The organism is Pseudomonas sp. St29 (assembly GCF_001547915.1).
Taxonomy (GTDB): domain Bacteria; phylum Pseudomonadota; class Gammaproteobacteria; order Pseudomonadales; family Pseudomonadaceae; genus Aquipseudomonas.
Genome location: NZ_AP014628.1, coordinates 3576714 through 3593652, shown reverse-complemented (window position 1 = coordinate 3593652; position 16939 = coordinate 3576714). Strand labels below are relative to the sequence as shown.

The window sequence follows — 16939 nt, the reverse complement described above, 5'->3', positions numbered from 1 at the left end:
TGGTGGTAGGCGATGCGCTGCGGCCGATGGATTGGCCGCACGTTTCAGCGGTGGTAGTAGCCGGGACCGCCGTCGTAGTAACGATGATGGCCGCCATCGCGGGGCATGATGATGCAGCCTGACAGGGTCAGGATGGCCAGCAGGGGAATCAGCAGCGTGATTCGACGAAACATTTATCAATCCTCAAAGGGCACGGAAAACGCAACAGGCCGTCAAGTAAGCAAAATCTCCTTGGCGCCTGTACCATGTGACCCCGATTTCCCCGGCTCATCCCCAAAACCTGGTAGGTGCTTGGCATCGACCTTGATACACAGCGGATACATTTTCAGCTTCAGGACCCCGCAATGACCCAGTCACAACGCTTGAAATACTCGATTCTGATTTCCCTGGTGGTACTGGGGATCATGCTTGGCCTTTCCTACCTGCAGAACCACGGTGTGATCAGCGAAAAACTGTTCCAGTACATCGCCATTGGCGTGGCGGTGGTCGTGGTGGTGATCAATGGCGTGATGCGTCGCAAGGTCAAGCCCTGAGCCGCCGGCGGCCTCAGGAGAGGCCGTCGAGTACCGCTGCGGCCCGCTGGTGCAGGCTGTAGCTCTTGTCCGCATTGAGGGTCAGCACGCCCTCGCTGCACAGGCGTTTCAACACTTCCCGGACACTGAGAAACGACAGCGGAATGTCCAGTTCCAGCAATTGGCTGTGGATTCCGCGCACGCCCAGGGAGCGTTCGCTCTGGGCGGCGGTGAGCAGGGCGTCGATGACTTTCAGGCGAATCAGGCTGGTGCGCAGGCCAAAGCTCTTCAGCAGCTGCTTGATGCGCTCGTTGCTGGTGCGCTCGGCGCTGCGGCCGAAGACGCCGGCGCCGGCATTCAGCGCAGGCGGGTTGTTCATGGTGGTGCCATCCATTGGCAGTTGCGGGTTGTACATGCAAGAACTCCTTATCAGAGCCTGATCAGGAAAAGAATGATGGGTGCTCTAGTACTAGACGAGCGAGCGTGCCCAATCATGAGGCCCGGGATGTAGAAAAATTGTCAGTATCGAGTCACTGACATGTCATGACCGCGGCGGCCGCGGCGATGGGAGTAAATTTTTTTCCCGCTCTTCGTCCTTATGGGCAGGCAGGCGCCGGTTGATCCGTGCGCGGCTGGATTCCCAGACTGGCGGCATCGCCGTACCCCGCCTGCGCACCAGTCCTGGTTGTGTTCTTTTGTATCAGGAGTCGGTGTGATCATTTCCAGGCAGTTCCCGCATTTTGCCCTTGCCGCCGTGTTGCTGAGCCTCGGTTGTGGGGTTCACGCACAGGCGCAGCCGGACCCGGTCCAGGCCGAGATCCGCCGCACCAGCTTTGGTGTCCCGCATATCCGTGCCGCCGATGAGCGCGGACTGGGCTACGGCATCGGTTACGCCTATGCCCAGGACAATCTGTGCCTGATGGCCAATGAAGTGCTGACGGTCAACGCCGAGCGCTCCAGGTATTTCGGTCCGGAGGGCCAGACCCTGGAGCAGCGCGACAATCTGGCCAGCGACCTGTTCTTCAGCTGGCTGAACTCGCCCCAGGCGGTGGCGGCGTTCTGGCAGGCGCAGACCCCGGCGCTGCGCGAGCGCATGCAGGGCTATGTCGAAGGCTTCAACCGGCAATTGCTCGAGCGCCGCGCCCAGGGCCTGCCGGAGCAGTGCCAGGGCGACTGGGTGCGGCCGCTGACCAGCGCCGACCTGGTGAAGCTGACCCGGCGCCTGCTGGTCGAAGGCGGTGCCGGCCAGTTCGTCGAGGCCCTGGCCCTGGCCGCGCCTCCGGGAGACGCCGCCCAGGCGGCCTTGAGCCCCAGGCAGTGGCAACTGGCGGCGAACCGGCAACAGGCTTTTGCCCTGGACCGGGGCAGCAACGCCGTGGCGGTGGGCGGCGAGCGTTCCTTCAATGGGCGCGGTCTGCTGCTGGCCAATCCGCACTTTCCCTGGGTCGGCGGCATGCGCTTCTATCAGATGCACCTGACCATTCCCGGTCAGCTGGATGTGATGGGCGCTGCCTTGCCCGGTCTGCCGCTGATCAATATCGGCTTCAACCAGCACCTGGCCTGGACCCACACCGTGGATACGTCCAAGCACTTCACCCTGTACCGCCTGCAACTGGACCCCAAGGACCCGACCCGCTACCTGCTGGATGGCCGCTCGCTGCCATTGCAGCGTCAGGTGGTGACGGTGCAGGGCAAGACCGCGGACGGGCGCTTGCAGCCCCAGTCGCGCACCCTCTACAGCTCGGTGTTCGGCCCCGTGGTGCAATGGCCGGGGGAGCTGGACTGGAACCGCCAGTACGCCTACAGCCTGCGTGACGCCAACCTCGACAACAGCCGCGTGCTGGCCCAGTGGTACGCGATGAATCAGGCCGGCAGCGTCAGCGACCTGCAAGCCAGCGTGCACCGGTTGCAGGGCATTCCCTGGGTCAACACCCTGGCGGTGGATGACCAGGGCCGCGGCTTGTACATGAACCAGTCGGTGGTGCCCAACGTGACCCAGGCCAAGCTGGCGCAGTGCAGCGATCCGCGGGCCGGTACCCAGGTGATCGTTCTCGACGGATCGCGCAGCGCCTGCGCCTGGGATATCGATCCGGCCGCGGCGCAGCCGGGTATCTTCGCCGCCAGCCAGTTGCCGCAGCTGGCGCGCAACGACTACCTGCAGCACGCCAACGACTCGGCCTGGATGGTCAACCCGGCGTCGCCGCTGCAAGGCTTCTCGCCGGTGATCAGCCAGCAGGACGTACCGTTGAAGATGCGTGCGCGTTTCGCCCTGGAGCGCCTGGGCCGGATGCAGCAGATCAAGGCTGCCGATCTGCTGCACATGGTCAGCGACAACCAGGTGTACCTGGCCGGCCTGGTGATGCCGGACCTGCTGCAGTTCTGTGCACAGGACCTGGGCGCCGATGCCCGGCGCCTGGCGCGGCTGTGTGGCAGCCTCAGGTCCTGGGATCGCACTGCCGGCCTGCACAGCGGCCTGGGCCTGGTGTATTTCCAGGGCATCATGCAGCCGCTGCTGCATGACCCGGACATCTGGCGGGTGGCGTTCGATGCCAGGGACCCGCAGCACACGCCGCGGGGCCTGGCCATCGGCCGCGAACCGGTGGCCCGGGCCCTGCGTGCGGCCATGCTGGCGGCGGCGCAGGTGGTGGACGAGGCCGGGTTGGCCGATGACGTGCGCTGGGGCGAGCTGCAGCAGGTGAGCCGGGGCGGCCGACCGACCCCGGTGCCCGGCGGCCCGGAAAGCCTGGGGGTGTACAACGCCATCCAGAGCGTGCCGGGGGACGGCGGCAAGCGGGAGGTGGTGAGCGGCACCAGCTACCTGAATGTGGTCAGCTTCGATGAGCAGGGGCCACGGGCCCTGGGGTTGCTGGCGTTCTCCCTGTCCAGCGACCCGGCCTCGGCGCATTTTCGCGACCAGACCGAGGCGTTCGCTGCCAAGCAGTGGCAGGTGCTGCCCTTTACCGAGGCGCAGATCCGCGCCGATGGCCAGTATCAGGTGCAACGGATCCAGGAGCCGCGCCGGGAACCTTAGCCATTGGCGGCGCTGTGAAGGTCGGTGGGATCATCTGGGCCGCCCGGGCAACCGGGCGGCCTTCAGCTGTTTGGCGGGGACTGGGGCAGGGCGTTGATCACCGGGTTGCCCTGGCGATTGCGCGTCAGGTAGACCGGCAGCACCTTGGGCAGCGAGGTCAGCAGGCTCTTGATCTCCCGGGTGTTGTAGATGCCGCCGACGCGAATGCTGCCGGTCTGGCTGTCAGCCAGCTGTACCGGGCTATCCAGATAGCGATTGATCAGCGGCAGGGCCTCGTTGAGGGACAGGTTGTCCAGCACCAGCTTGCCGTTGCGCCAGGCCAGGGAACTGTCGTTGCTGTAGGTCTGGCTGATCTGGGGCGCGTAGTCGCCTTCCTGGTAGCGGGCCTGCATGCCGGGCTCCAGGCGGAAGCCTTCGCCAGGCTGGGCGGTATCGCTGTTGACCAGCACCGAGCCCTGCAGCAGGGTGACCCGCACCTGATCTTCATACATCCACACGTTGAACTGGGTGCCGGTGACCTTGACCTGGCCCCGGGCGGCCTTGACCACGAAAGGATGGGCGCTGTCATGGCTGACCTTGAAGAAGGCCTCGCCCTTGTTCAGGGTGACCCGGCGCTGGTCCTTGTAGTTGCTGTAGGTCAGGGCGCTGCCCAGGTTCAGCTCGACCTGGCTGCCGTCGGCCAGGGTCACGCTGCGCAGGCTGTCGCCGGCTTCGAAGCGTTCGTAGGATGAGGGCAGCCAACCCAGTTCCCAGCCGCTGTAGGCGGCCAGGGGCAGGGCGCACAGGGCAATGGCTGCCGCCACGCCGTAGCGTTGCCAGCTGCGCCGTGGCGCAGGCTGGGGCGCCGGGGTCGACAGGGCGGAGGGTGGCAGTTGGTCGGCCACTTCCCAGATTTCCCGCATGGCCTGGTATTCGAAGGCGTGCAGTGGGTCGGCATCGTGCCATTGCTGAAAGGCCAGGCGTTCGGCATCGCTGCAGTCTGCTTCGTGCAGGCGCATGCACCATTGCGCCGCAGCCTGGGTAATGGCGTCGTACTCGGCTTCTGAGAGGATCTGTTGGCTCATTGACTCTTCCTGATTTCGCGCATTCTACCCTTCGCGACAAGCCTTGGAGAACAACCATGATGGCGATTGCCCAGTAACCGGTGGTTATTTTCATCCGCGACGGCCCTTGGCAGGCGCTGGGGCAGGGTGGCGCATGCCGCCGCGAGGGGGATCCTGGCACCTTCCCTGCAAGCTTCAGGCAGTGGTTGACAGGGTTGCGGCTCGGCGTTGTTTAATCGCGGGTCACGCGCTGTTGCCCCCTCCAATAACTACTCTGGAGCTTCAGATGTCTGCCTCGTACCCGGTTGTTGATACCCCCTCCGAATACCTGTCGTTCCCGGCTCTGGTGCAGTTGCTGGAGACGATCTTCCTGGGCCACGGCTGTCGCGCCGACGTCGCCCGGTGCCTGGCCGAGAACTGCGCCGGCGCTGAGCGTGACGGCGCCCACAGTCATGGCGTGTTCCGTATTCCAGGTTATGTCTCGACCCTGGCCAGTGGCTGGGTCAATGGCCAGGCGCAGCCGCGGGTGGAAGACGTGGCCGCCGCCTTTGTCCGGGTCGATGCCGACAACGGGTTTGCCCAGCCGGCCCTGGCGGCGGCCCGCGAGCTGCTGGTGCACAAGGCCCGCGAGGCCGGGATCGCCGTCCTGGCCATCCGCAACTCGCACCATTTCGCGGCACTCTGGCCGGATGTCGAACCCTTTGCCGAAGAAGGGCTGGTGGCCCTGAGCGTGGTCAACAGCATGACCTGCGTGGTGCCCCATGGGGCCGACCGGCCGTTGTTCGGCACCAACCCGATCGCCTTCGCTGCGCCCCAGGCCCAGGGCCAGCCGATTGTCTTCGACCTGGCCACCAGCGCCATTGCCCATGGCGATGTGCAGATTGCTGCACGGGAAGGCCAGCGCCTGCCCCTGGGCATGGGGGTCGACAGCCTGGGGCAGCCGACCCAGGACCCCAAGGCGATCCTCGAAGGCGGGGCGCTGCTGCCCTTTGGCGGGCACAAGGGCTCGGCGCTGTCGATGATGGTGGAGTTGCTGGCCGCGGCGCTGACTGGCGGGCATTTCTCTTTCGAATTCGACTGGTCCAATCATCCCGGGGCCAAGACGCCCTGGACCGGGCAGTTGCTGATCGTCATCGATCCGAGCAAGGCCGCCGGACAGAGTTTCGCCGAGCGCAGCCAGGAACTGGTGCGGCAGATGCACGCGGTGGGACTCAAGCGCCTGCCCGGGGAACGCCGGCATCAGCAGCGCGAGCGTTCACTGCAACAAGGGATTGCCATCGGCGCTGCGCAACTGCAGCAGTTGCGGGATCTGGCGCGGGGCTGAGGGATGCACAGATGCAGGCCAGGCCCACCAGGGGCCCGGCCTGCAGGGGCGGTCAGGAACGACGGCCCAGCAACAGGCCGATCACCAGCCCGACACCGGCGGAGATGGCCACGGTCTGCCACGGATGACCACCGATGTACTGTTCGGTGGCATCCACCACCGGCTTGCTGCGTTCGCGCACATGGCTCACCGAGTCCAGCGCCTGCTTGAGCTTGAGGCTCACTTGCCGGCGCAGGCTTTCACCTTCTTCGCCCACCAGGGTGGCGCTGCCCTTGAGCAGTTTTTCCGATTCTTCGATCAGCGCCTGCAACTCGCTGAAGGCCTGATCCTTGATTTGATCGTTTTCCGCTTGCGCGGCTGATTTACGAGCCATGAAGTTTTTCCTTGGACAATGTGAACGGTGGTGCATGAGCGCGCCTTCCGGAGCGGGAGGCCGGCTCAAGCCGATTGCAGTCTGCGGCAGCGGCTGCAGTGATCGGGTACCTGCAATGGAGTCCGCTGCCGGGGCAAAAGTTGCAGCCATTTTGCTCCTTGCTCGCCAGTCCGGGGTAAACCCGTCAGCCCCTACAGTGTAAGATGTCGCCTATTTTACGCAGCAGGAATTTCCCATGAGTTTCAATCTGGCTAACAAGCCCCTGGCCGAGCGCGCCGCCATCGAGGACGAGAAGTCCCGTCTGTTCGAACTGTGGCAGAGCAACCTGGGCAAGGCCAAGGGCGAGGCCGCGCGGTTGTTCGGCGAGCGTGGTAAGCGCAAGGGCAAGTGGGCCGAGTGGGTCCGCGCCGAGCTCGACGGCATGTCGCCGCCGGAGTTCTCCAACATGGTGCGCAGCGAAGTCAATCGCCTGATGGCGGCGAACAAGTAAGTGCGAAACTCTCGACGATCGCCTCGCGTACCTTCACCAGCAGCGGATCGGTCTGCGGGCTGGTGCGCCAGCCCAGTTCGATCGGATAACGCGGTAGCGCCAGGGGGCAGGGCAGCAGTTGCAGGCTGGTGAGCTCGGCGATGCGCCGGGCGGCATGGTCGGGAATGGTTGCCACCGCCTGGCTGCCCTTGAGCAGAAAGGGCAGCGCGGCAAAGTGCGTGGTCGAGGCGCACACCCGGCGACTGAGGCCCAGGTTCGCCAATCCTTCATCGGTGATGCCGATAAAGCCCTGGGACGACACCAGCAGGTGCTCCCGCTCGACGAACTCTTCAAGGCTGATGCGTTGCTGCCCGGGAGCCAGGCTGGCCGGGTCGGCCAGGCACAGGTAAGCCCCTTCTCCCAGCACCTGGCGGCTGAGCAGGCGTTCGGCAAAACCGCCGGCACTGATGGCCAGGTCGACGCTGCGCTGCAACAGCGCCTCGGCGACGATCTGGCTGTGGGTCTGGCGGAAAATCAGCCGCAGCTTGGGCGCCCGCCGGGCCACGGCCTCGATCATCTGCCGGCCATAGGCAATCTCGAAATCATCCGACAGCCCGACCGTCACCGAGCGCCCCTGATAATCGCCGGTGTCCGGAGCGACCATGGCCAGGCTCTGCCGGCATTTGTTCAGGGCATCGCTGACCACCGGCTTCAACTGATTGGCCTTGAGGGTCGGTGCCAAGCCGCGCCCGGTGCGCACGAACAGCGGATCGCCATACAGCTCCCGCAGCCGGCGCAAGGCCGCGCTCATGGCCGATTGGGTGACCCCCAGGCGCAGGGCGGCGCGGCTGGCGCTGGACTCGTCATGCAAGGCTTCGAAGGCCTTGAGCAGGTTGAGATCGACGCTGGCGATATTCATCTGATTCATATCATTAAGCACTGAGTTGGGGTTTATCGATGATCGGCGGCGCCCGCAGAATGCGCAACACCTGATCGTTCGAGGAAACACGTCATGCCCAAGTCCATCGTCGCTGCCCTGCAAATCGGTGCCCTGCCTGAAGGCAAGGCGGCCACCCTGGAGCAGATCCTGTCCTACGAAGCCGCCATCATCGAGGCCGGTGCGCACCTGGTGGTGATGCCCGAAGCGCTGTTGGGGGGCTACCCCAAGGGTGAAGGCTTCGGCACTCAACTGGGCTATCGCCTGCCGGAAGGGCGCGAGGCCTTCGCCCGCTACTTTGCCAATGCCATCGATGTCCCCGGGGCCGAAACCGAGGCCCTGGCCGGGCTGTCGGCGCGGACCGGGGCCAACCTGGTCCTGGGGGTGATCGAGCGCAGCGGCAGCACCCTGTATTGCACGGCGCTGTATTTCGACCCGCAGGCGGGGCTTGTGGGCAAGCATCGCAAATTGATGCCCACCGGCACCGAGCGGCTGATCTGGGGCAAGGGTGACGGCTCGACCCTGCCGGTGCTGGACACCCAGGTCGGCCGGGTCGGCGCGGTGATCTGCTGGGAAAACATGATGCCGTTGCTGCGCACCGCGATGTATGCCCAGGGCATCGAAGTCTGGTGCGCGCCGACGGTGGACGAGCGGGAAATGTGGCAAGTGAGCATGCGCCATATCGCCCACGAGGGCCGCTGCTTCGTGGTCAGCGCCTGTCAGGTGCAGGCCTCGCCCGAGGAACTGGGGCTGGAGATTGCCAACTGGCCGGCGCAGCGGCCGTTGATTGCCGGCGGCAGCGTGATCGTCGGGCCCATGGGCGATGTGCTGGCCGGGCCGCTGGTGGGCCGCGCCGGGCTGATCAGCGCCGAGATCGACACCGCCGACCTGGTGCGTGCGCGTTATGACTACGACGTGGTCGGCCATTACGCCCGCCCGGATGTGTTTGAACTAACCGTGGACCAGCGCGCCCGCCCCGGAGTGCGCTTTACCTGAGCCGGCGCCACTCTTCGCGGGTGATTTCCCACAGCTCCACGGGGAACCGCCCGCTGACGAATTCGCCGTCCCGGGAGTCGATCAGGCGCATGCCGCCACGCTCGGAAATCCGCCGCGATCCCTGGTTCGGCGCCGCCTTGGGCACGCGCATCAAGGGCCGTTGCAGCACCTCGAACCAATAGTGGTCCACCGCCTTGCAGGCTTCGCTCATGTAGCCCTGGCCCTGCCATGGCGGGGCCAGCCAGAAGCCGCGGTTGTCGTCCACCTGGTCCATCAGGCTGATGCAGCCGATCATCTGGCCCGGGTCGCTGCGCCGGCGCAGGGTCCAGTGCCATTCCGTGCCCCGGGCCATGGCCGGCAGGGCCAGGTCGCGCACGTAGCTCAAGGCACCGTCGGCCGGGTAGGGCCAGGGCACCAGGGCGTTGAGGTAGCGCACCACTTCCCAATGTGGAAACAGCTGCTGGATGGCGTCGGCATCCGCCAGTTCCAGGGGCCGCAGCAACAGGCGCTCGGTGTGCAGGGTGGGCAGGTTGCCAATCATCGTCAGGACTCCTTGTGAGGTTTGCCGAGCAGCAGATGCTCGCCGAGAAAGTCGACGAACACCCGCAGCTTGGGCAGCAGGTGCCGGCTGCTGGGCCAGAGTATGGAGAACTTGCCGCGCTCTTGCTGGAAGTCGTCCAGCACCGACACCAGGCTGCCATCGGCCAGGGCGCCACCGACCACGAAATCCGGCACGTAGGCGATGCCCAGGCCCTGGGTCGCGGCATGGATCAGCGACTCCAGGTTGTTGCTGGTCAGGGCGCTGCCCAGCACCAGCGGCGCTGTGCTGTCGGCCAGGTGCAGGCGCCACGGCTGCAGCTGGGTGCCACCGGGAAACTTGTAGCGCAGGCAGGCGTGGTGCTCCAGGTCCCTGGGCGTCTGGGGCGTGCCGCGGCGCTCGAAGTAGCCGGGCGCGCCGACCAGCACGAAGCCGAAGGGCCCGAGGCTGCGGGACCTGAGCTGTGAGTCCGGCAACTCGCCGCTGCGAATCACCGCATCCACCCCTTCGGCGATCACGTCGATCAGCCGGTCGTTGAAATCCAGGTCCAGTTCGATGTCCGGATAGCGCGCGGAGAACGCCGGAAGGATCGGCAGCAACATGCGGTAGCCGATGGCCGGCAGGCTGACCCGCAAGCGCCCCCGTGGCGCATCACTGATCCGCGCCAGTTCGGCTTCCGCTTCCTGTACCTGATCGACGATGCGCTGGCCGCGTTCGTAGAACAGCGTGCCTTCGTCGGTCAGGCTGATGCGCCGGGTGCTGCGGTTGAGCAGGCGCACGCCGAGCCGTTGTTCCAGGCGTGACAGGGCCTTGCCCACCGCCGAGGCGGACAGCCCCAGGCGTTCACCGGCGGCCACCAGGCTGCCGCTCTGGACCACGCAGACAAACACTTGCAGGCCGTTCAGATTGTCCATGGCGCTCCTCGATTGCAGCGTTTTTGTCCGTAAAGAGCGGAATAATGCCCTGTTTTTTACCGATTGCGGCCTGCCTATCCTGGGTTTTTCTTCCAAGAGCCCTGATGACCGGGGCGTAGAGGTGTCCGTGAATCCTGAACTCGACCTATCCCTTGGGCTGCCGGCCCGTACCCGCGAGCGGGGTGCCTACGGCGTATTGGCGGCGGTGTGCCTGGCGGCGCTGATGCTGCCCCTGACCTTTGTCGGGGTGGCCGTGGCAACCCCGGCCATCGCCCGCGAACTGGGGGGCAGCCCCCTGGCCCTGAGCTGGACCACCAACGCCTTCATGCTGACCTTTGGCAGTGTGTTGATGGCCGCCGGGACCCTGGCCGACGAGTACGGTCGCAAGCGCCTGTTCAGCCTGGGGGTGGCGCTGTTCGGCCTGAGCTCCCTGGCCCTGGTGTTCGTGCCGTCGCTGCTGTGGCTCAACCTGCTGCGCGGGGTCCAGGGACTGGCCGGGGCCGCCGCCCTGGCCGGTGGTTCGGCGGCCCTGGCCCAGGCCTTCGACGGCCCCGGGCGGACCCGGGCCTTCAGCCTGCTGGGCACCACCTTTGGCGTCGGCCTGGCCTTTGGCCCGATCCTCGCCGGGGTCCTGGTGGAACACAGCGGCTGGCGCGGGATCTTCGTCTCCGGAGCGCTGATCGGCGGCCTGTCCCTGGCCTTTGGCGTGCCGCGCATGCAGGAGTCCAGGGATCCCGAGGCCCGGGGCGTCGACTGGCCCGGGACCTTGAGCTTCACCCTGGCCCTGGTGCTGCTGACCTGGGGCATTCTGCAGGCGCCGCAAAGCGGCTGGGGCAGCCCCTGGGTTCTGGCGCTGCTGCTGGGAGCGCTGCTGGCGCTGGGGCTGTTCGTCGTCGTGGAGCGGCGGGCGGTCCGGCCGATGCTCGACCTGTCGCTGTTTCGCTACCCGCGCTTTGTCGGGGTGCAAGTGCTGCCTATCGCTACCTGCTATTGCTACGTGGTGCTGCTGATCCTGCTACCGATCCGCTTTATCGGCGTCGAAGGCTACAGCGAGATCGACGCCGGGCTGCTGATGCTGGCGCTGTCCGCGCCGATGCTGGTGGTGCCGTTGGCTGCGGGCTGGCTCAACCGCTGGTTCAGCGCCGGCAATCTGTCGAGCCTGGGGCTGGTGGTGGCCGCCGGCGGACTCTGGTGGCTCAGTCGCCTGGCGCCGGGGCAGGGCAGCAGCGAACGGGTCTGGCCGTTGCTGGTGATCGGCCTGGGCAGCGGCCTGCCCTGGGGCTTGATGGACGGTCTGTCGGTGAGCGTGGTGCCCAAGGAGCGGGCCGGCATGGCCAGTGGCATCTTCAGCACCACCCGGGTGGCGGGCGAGGGCATTGCCCTGGCCCTGATGGTGGCCTTGCTGGCGGCACTGCTGCAACAGACCCTGGGCGCCCAGGGGGCCACGGGCGAGTCCCTGGTGCTGGCGGCCCGGCAACTGGCCGGGGGGGATCTGGCGGCCAGTGCCGGGGCTTTGCCGAGCGGGTCCCGGGAGGCGTTGCTGCAGGGCTATGCCCAGGCCTTCAGCCAGCTGTTGCAGGTGCTGATGGTCATCACCCTGGTGGCGGCCCTGGTGGTGAAGGTGGCGTTGCATGAGCCGCGCCACCCGCGTCGCTTGCGGAGCTGATCAGCGGAACTCGAAGAACTCGTAGTGCAGGTTGGCTTCGGGAATCCGGTACTGGTGCATCAGCTCGCGGACCTGGGCCAGCAGACCCTTGGGGCCGCAGAAACTGATGCGGATCTGCTGCGGATCGGTTTGCGCCGCGCTGCGTTGCAGGGTTTGCGCCAGGAACTCGGTGCCGCCGCTGTTGGCGACGAAGTCCACGCCGCGAGCCTGGGCCATGCCCTGCAGGGTGTCGACGCTGGGAAAGGCCCGGGACGGGTTGTAGCAATACACCAGGGTGGCCTTGTCGAACTCCCCGGCGGCCGCGTCCTGCAGCCAGGAAATGAACGGCGAGATGCCCACTCCGCCGCCGATCCAGATCTCCCGGGCCGCCGCCTCGGGCCGCTTGAAGCGGCCATAAGGCGCGTAGAGATCAGCACGCATGCCGACCTTGACCTGCTTGCGCAGCCGTTGGGTGTAGTCGCCCAGGGCGCGGATGACGAACTCGATGCGCCCGTCCTCGGCCTGGGCACTGGCGATGGTGAAGGGGTGCGGCTCGCGCAGGCCCTTTTCCTGCATCGACAGAAACGCGAACTGCCCGGCCTTGAAGGGAAAGCCGCGGCCCAGGGGGCGCAGTTCCAGGTGCAGGGAGTTCTTCTCCACCCTGACCGCGCTCACCTGATACTCGCCGGCCTTGGCCACCAAGGGGTAGAGCAGCAGTTTGTACAGGGCGCCCAGCACCCCGAGGATGCACAGCGCGCCAAGCCACAGGCCCGATGGCGAGTCCAGGGTGATCGGCGACTTGAAGCTCAAGCCGTGCAGGATGACGATCAGGAACAGCGGCCCGGACAGCTTGTGCCACCAGCGCCACTGGTTGTAGGGAATGTTGCGGTTCAGTGCCAGGAGCACGATCAGGCCCAGGGCCACGTAGCTCAACTGGCGCACCAGACGCGTCCAGTACTTGGACAGTTCGAGGATCGGCACGCTGTTCCATTCGTCCAGGTTGGCCTTGAACACCAGGTGATAGCTGGCGAACGCCAGGGCCCAGATCCCCAGCCATTTATGCACCTCGTAGACCCGGTCAAGGCCGCCGAACAGGCGCTCGACAACGCCCCAGCGGGCGGCCAGCAGGCAGGACAGGGCCATGTAGGCCAGGGCGGTGCTGCCCAGGACCATGCTCAGGGTGGCGGAGGTCAGCCAGGTGGTGGAAGGGATCTCCAGCAGGAGGGTGAACGTGGTGATCAGCAGAACGCCGATTATCGTGTGCCAGGTTTTCAAGGGTGCATGACTCCGCTCAGGAAATGCCGTCATGGCATGAACATCGACTGCCGCAAAGGTCCCGTTGCAAGGGGGGCAAGGCCATAAGGCGCGATGCATGGGGTGGTGTGGCGCTGGGGTATAGCGGGATATGACAGCTTTGTTCGCGCGTAACCGGAGGCCATTCTAGCGCCTGAACCTTAATTCAAGCTGATGCGGGTCATCGACAGCGTGTTTTTGTGATTGCTGGAAATGATCGAATCTCAATTGCATTTCGATTTCGTGTGCCGGGCCTGCCGCGCTGTTGCTGGCCTCTCGGCACCTGCGCGATGGCGTGGGCCCTGCCGGCGAAGGGGGCCTGGAGACCGGTACAGGGCCTGGGCGTGCTTTCGCAGACCTGCCAGCGCCGGCAAAAGTGCCGGCAAAAGTGCCGGCGGATGTGCACTCGGGTGTGCTGCGCAGGGCCTGGCGTGCGTCTAGCAGCCATAGCCCCGCAGCCGTACCGGGGCCCGTGATGATGAGCCTGAACATGCAAGCCCTGTTGAACCAGATTCTCGATGAAGTCCGCCCCCTGATCGGCCAAGGCCGGGTCGCCAACTACATACCGGCCCTGGCCGACGTGCCGGCCAACCAGCTGGGGATTGCCGTATATGGCAACGATGGCCAGGTATTCAGCGCCGGTGACGCCGACACGCCATTCTCGGTGCAAAGCATTTCCAAGGTCTTCAGCCTGGTGCAGGCCATCGGCCATTCCGGCGAAGCGATCTGGGAACGCCTGGGCCACGAGCCCTCGGGACAACCCTTCAACTCCCTGGTGCAACTGGAGTTCGAGCGCGGCCGCCCGCGCAATCCCTTCATCAATGCCGGCGCCCTGGTGATCTGCGACATCAATCAGTCGCGTTTCGCCGCACCGGCCTTGTCCATGCGCGATTTCGTCCGGCGCCTGTCGGGCAACCATCAGGTGCTGGTGGATGGCCGGGTGGCGGAGTCGGAATATCAGCACCGGGCGCGCAACGCGGCCATGGCCTACCTGATGCAGTCCTTCGGCAACTTCCATAACGATGTCGAGGCGGTGCTGCGCAACTATTTCAGCCATTGCGCGCTGCGCATGAGCTGCGTCGATCTGGCCCGGGCGTTCTGCTTTCTGGCCAACGACGGCTTCTGCAAGCACAGCGGCGAGCAGATTCTCACTCGGCGCCAGACCCAGCAGGTCAATTCGATCATGGCCACCAGCGGCCTGTACGACGAGGCTGGCAACTTCGCCTATCGAGTTGGCCTGCCGGGCAAGAGCGGGGTCGGTGGGGGGATTGTCGCCGTGGTGCCGGGGCAGTTCACGGTGTGCGTGTGGTCGCCGGAACTCAACGCCGCCGGCAACTCGCTGGTGGGCATGGCGGCCCTGGAACTGCTCAGCCAGCGCATAGGCTGGTCAGTGTTCTAGGCTTTGTACGAACAGCCTTGATACTCGGTGATGCTGCGTTGAAAACGGTCTCGTGCGCGAGTCCGATCGGAATGCTCATTGACACCCCGTAAAGTCGAACGCGACCCCGGTCGTTCCTCGACCGTTTTCGCCTTGCCTGCCCTTCGTCGCAAAACCTTTGGTACAGAGCCCAGGGCTTACCAGACGCCGGGGTTGTTCAGGCTGATCTGCCCGCGATCGATGAAGCGCTGGGTGCCGAACAGCCCGCCGGCCAGCTTGCCGCGCAGCACGTAGGGCAGGTTGTCCAGGCTCTGGGTCTGGCTCAGGCCCAGGGTCTGGCGCAGCACCGCAAAGGCCGAGACGCTGACCGGAATCACCAGGATGTCTTCCGAGTAGCGGCCGATGTGCCCCTGCTGGTCGCTGACCCCGGAGGCCAGCGGGCGGCCGTTGACCTCCAGGTCCAGGGCCACGCCGTTGTAGTCGATGGGGCTTTCGTTGGGGTTCTGCAGGCGCAGTTTCACCGCAAAGCGCATTTCCAGGTCCTGGCTCGGCAGCGGCTCGATGCCCACCACGTTGATCGCCAGCGGATCGCGGTTGGGCAACAGCGCGCAGGCGCCGAGGCTGAGCAGTACCAGGGTCAAGGCGATCAATCTACGCATGCAATACCTGTCAACAATGGAAATGAATGACGGACCGGCACCTTGTAGCCGCTGCCGAGCCTGCGAGGCTGCGACAAGGCCCCCAGGGCCTTGCAACATTCAAAGCCGAGAGCCCGACACCCGCGCACGCAGCATAGACGCCCGCCAGCCTCAGGAGTTCGCTTTAGCGCTCATGTCCGGGTCTTGCATGACCTTGAGGGTCGCCGCTTCCGGGTCGAACTCATCCTCTTCCAGTTCGAGGAATTCTTCCGGCAGGAAGAGGTTGAGCAAGATCGCGCAGAAAGCCCCCACGGTGATCGGCGACTCGAAGATGTTGTGCAGGGCCTTGGGCAGCTCGCGCAGCACCTCCGGCACCGCCGCCACCCCCAGGCCCATGCCCAGGGAAATGGCCACGATCAGCACGTTGCGCCGGTGCAGCCCGGCCTCGGCGAGAATCTTGATCCCGGCCACCGCCACGGTGCCGAACATGATCAGGGTGGCGCCGCCCAGCACCGGCTTGGGCATCAGTTGCAGCACCGCGCCGATCACCGGGAACAGGCCCAGCAGCACCAGCAGCCCGGCAATGAAGTAGGCCACGTAGCGGCTGGCCACGCCGGTCAGTTGGATCACCCCGTTGTTCTGGGCAAAGGTCACCATCGGCAGGCTGTTGAACACCGCCGCCACCGCCGAGTTGAAACCGTCCGCCAGCAGTCCGGACTTGATGCGCTTGATGTACAGCGGGCCCTTGACCGGCTGCTGGGAAATCATCGAGTTGGCGGTCAGGTCGCCGGCCGCCTCCAGGGGCGAAATCAGGAAGATCACCGCCAGCGGGATAAAGGCAATCAGGTCGAAGGAAAAGCCGTACTTGAACGGCACCGGCACGCTCACCAGCGGCACCTCGGGCAGGGCCGCCAGGTCCACCCGGCCAAGCATCCAGGCCACCACGAAGCCCAGGGTCAGGCCGATGACGATCGAGCCCAGGCGCAGCATCGGGTGGTTGAAGCGGTTGAGTATCACGATGGTCAGCAGCACCAGCGCCGCCAGGCCCAGGTTGCTCGCCGCGCCCAGGTCGCTGGCGCCGTAGCCGCCGGCCATGTCGGTGACCGCCACCTTGATCAGCGACAGGCCCATCAGGGTGATGATGGTGCCGGTCACCACCGGGGTGATCAGCTTGCGCAGCTTGCCGATGAACTGGCTGAGGAACATCTCGATAAAGGCCGCGACAAAACAGATGCCGAAGATGGTGGAGAGGATGTCGTCGGTGCTGCCGCCCCGGCCCTTGACCATGAAGCCGGCGCTGAGCAGCACGCTGATAAAGGAAAAGCTGGTGCCCTGCACGCACAGCAGGCCGGAACCGATCGGCCCCAGGCGCCGGGCCTGGACGAAGGTGCCCAGGCCCGAGACGAACAGCGCCATGCTGATCAGGTAGGGCAGCTCGCTTTCCAAGCCCAGCACGCCGCCGAAGATCAGGGTCGGGCTGATGATGCCGACAAAGCTGGCCAGCACATGCTGCAGGGCGGCGAAGATCGCCGCGCTGAAGTGCGGACGGTCGTCGAGGCCGTAGATCAGGTCGGACGTGTAGCGGGGCGGGGAACGATCAGGTGCGGTCATGGGAAAAGGCCTGCCAGTGGCGTGTGCAAACAACGGGAACACACGTCGGAAAGTGGACGGGACTTGGGCCGCACAGCCATGGCATGGACAAGACTTGCGCACCCGGTCAGAAAAAAGGAGGCGCAGGATGCCAGAAAGGCGCCGCTGTCAGAAGGGCAGGCCGGTGGATAAAGGCAATTTGCCAGGGATACGAAAGATACTGTTTCTCATTTGCCTTTGTGGAATAATCCGCCTCCC

The 16939-nt window shown here is 65.6% G+C and carries 17 protein-coding genes; 7 read left to right on the top strand and 10 right to left on the bottom strand.

What is annotated here, in order from left to right; all coding sequences use genetic code 11:
* Nucleotides 1–44: 44 nt before the first annotated feature.
* Nucleotides 45–173 (bottom strand): hypothetical protein, encoded by a 129-nt coding sequence (locus PST29_RS32530; protein ID WP_256596732.1) that lies wholly within the window; start codon nt 171–173, stop codon nt 45–47.
* 171 nt (nt 174–344) lie between these two features.
* Between PST29_RS32530 and PST29_RS16075 the strand changes: the two genes are divergently transcribed.
* On the top strand, nt 345–533 hold the full coding sequence (locus PST29_RS16075) for a hypothetical protein (protein WP_042941707.1): 189 nt from the start codon (nt 345–347) through the stop codon (nt 531–533).
* Nucleotides 534–546: 13 nt separating this feature from the next.
* Here the strand turns inward: PST29_RS16075 and PST29_RS16070 are convergent, their stop codons facing one another.
* Nucleotides 547–927, bottom strand: coding sequence for a fe2+ zn2+ uptake regulation protein (locus PST29_RS16070; protein ID WP_060839423.1), 381 nt, complete (start codon nt 925–927; stop codon nt 547–549).
* A gap of 297 nt (nt 928–1224) precedes the next feature.
* Between PST29_RS16070 and pvdQ the strand changes: the two genes are divergently transcribed.
* Nucleotides 1225–3543 carry a bifunctional acylase PvdQ gene (gene pvdQ, locus PST29_RS16065; protein ID WP_060843668.1) on the top strand — a complete coding sequence of 773 codons (2319 nt, stop codon included), beginning with the start codon at nt 1225–1227 and terminating at the stop codon, nt 3541–3543.
* 62 nt (nt 3544–3605) lie between these two features.
* On the opposite strand, the gene PST29_RS16060 is transcribed toward pvdQ, so the two are convergent.
* Nucleotides 3606–4607 (bottom strand): FecR family protein, encoded by a 1002-nt coding sequence (locus PST29_RS16060; RefSeq protein ID WP_060839421.1) that lies wholly within the window; start codon nt 4605–4607, stop codon nt 3606–3608.
* Between the two features lie 265 nt (nt 4608–4872).
* Between PST29_RS16060 and PST29_RS16055 the strand changes: the two genes are divergently transcribed.
* Complete coding sequence (locus tag PST29_RS16055) at nt 4873–5910, top strand: Ldh family oxidoreductase (protein WP_060843667.1); 1038 nt, start codon at nt 4873–4875, stop codon at nt 5908–5910.
* A gap of 52 nt (nt 5911–5962) precedes the next feature.
* On the opposite strand, the gene PST29_RS16050 is transcribed toward PST29_RS16055, so the two are convergent.
* Complete coding sequence (locus PST29_RS16050) at nt 5963–6283, bottom strand: DUF883 family protein (RefSeq protein ID WP_060843666.1); 321 nt, start codon at nt 6281–6283, stop codon at nt 5963–5965.
* A gap of 235 nt (nt 6284–6518) precedes the next feature.
* On the opposite strand from PST29_RS16050, the gene PST29_RS16045 reads away from it, so the two are divergent.
* Nucleotides 6519–6773 carry a hypothetical protein gene (locus PST29_RS16045; protein ID WP_016962601.1) on the top strand — a complete coding sequence of 85 codons (255 nt, stop codon included), beginning with the start codon at nt 6519–6521 and terminating at the stop codon, nt 6771–6773.
* Here the strand turns inward: PST29_RS16045 and PST29_RS16040 are convergent.
* Nucleotides 6745–7680, bottom strand: coding sequence for a LysR family transcriptional regulator (locus PST29_RS16040; RefSeq protein ID WP_060843665.1), 936 nt, complete (start codon nt 7678–7680; stop codon nt 6745–6747). The two genes, PST29_RS16045 and PST29_RS16040, sit on opposite strands and share 29 nt — an antisense overlap.
* 84 nt (nt 7681–7764) lie before the next feature.
* On the opposite strand from PST29_RS16040, the gene PST29_RS16035 reads away from it, so the two are divergent.
* The gene (locus tag PST29_RS16035; RefSeq protein ID WP_060839417.1) at nt 7765–8685 is read left to right on the top strand and encodes a carbon-nitrogen hydrolase family protein; all 921 of its coding nucleotides are present in this window, start codon (nt 7765–7767) and stop codon (nt 8683–8685) included.
* Here the strand turns inward: PST29_RS16035 and PST29_RS16030 are convergent.
* Together PST29_RS16030 and PST29_RS16025 are read right to left on the bottom strand one after the other, a co-directional pair.
* Nucleotides 8678–9226: a GNAT family N-acetyltransferase gene (locus PST29_RS16030; RefSeq protein ID WP_060839416.1), complete on the bottom strand. Its 549-nt coding sequence runs from the start codon at nt 9224–9226 to the stop codon at nt 8678–8680. The two genes, PST29_RS16035 and PST29_RS16030, sit on opposite strands and share 8 nt — an antisense overlap.
* Before the next feature lie 2 nt (nt 9227–9228).
* Nucleotides 9229–10137, bottom strand: a complete 909-nt coding sequence (locus tag PST29_RS16025; RefSeq protein WP_060843664.1) for a LysR family transcriptional regulator — start codon at nt 10135–10137, stop codon at nt 9229–9231.
* Nucleotides 10138–10264: 127 nt separating this feature from the next.
* Between PST29_RS16025 and PST29_RS16020 the strand changes: the two genes are divergently transcribed.
* A complete protein-coding gene (locus PST29_RS16020; protein WP_060843663.1) occupies nt 10265–11803 on the top strand; it encodes an MFS transporter in 1539 nt (512 codons plus the stop codon).
* On the opposite strand, the gene PST29_RS16015 is transcribed toward PST29_RS16020, so the two are convergent.
* The gene (locus PST29_RS16015; RefSeq protein ID WP_060839413.1) at nt 11804–13057 is read right to left on the bottom strand and encodes a ferredoxin reductase family protein; all 1254 of its coding nucleotides are present in this window, start codon (nt 13055–13057) and stop codon (nt 11804–11806) included.
* A 508-nt stretch (nt 13058–13565) separates the two neighbouring features.
* On the opposite strand from PST29_RS16015, the gene glsB reads away from it, so the two are divergent.
* Nucleotides 13566–14474, top strand: coding sequence for a glutaminase B (gene glsB / locus PST29_RS16010; protein WP_060843662.1), 909 nt, complete (start codon nt 13566–13568; stop codon nt 14472–14474).
* Nucleotides 14475–14650: 176 nt separating this feature from the next.
* Here glsB and PST29_RS16005 read toward each other — a convergent pair whose 3' ends face one another.
* Both PST29_RS16005 and PST29_RS16000 read right to left on the bottom strand, forming a co-directional pair.
* Nucleotides 14651–15112 (bottom strand): LEA type 2 family protein, encoded by a 462-nt coding sequence (locus PST29_RS16005; RefSeq protein WP_060843661.1) that lies wholly within the window; start codon nt 15110–15112, stop codon nt 14651–14653.
* Nucleotides 15113–15262: 150 nt separating this feature from the next.
* A complete protein-coding gene (locus tag PST29_RS16000) occupies nt 15263–16702 on the bottom strand; it encodes a nucleobase:cation symporter-2 family protein (RefSeq protein WP_060839410.1) in 1440 nt (479 codons plus the stop codon).
* Nucleotides 16703–16939: the final 237 nt, after the last annotated feature.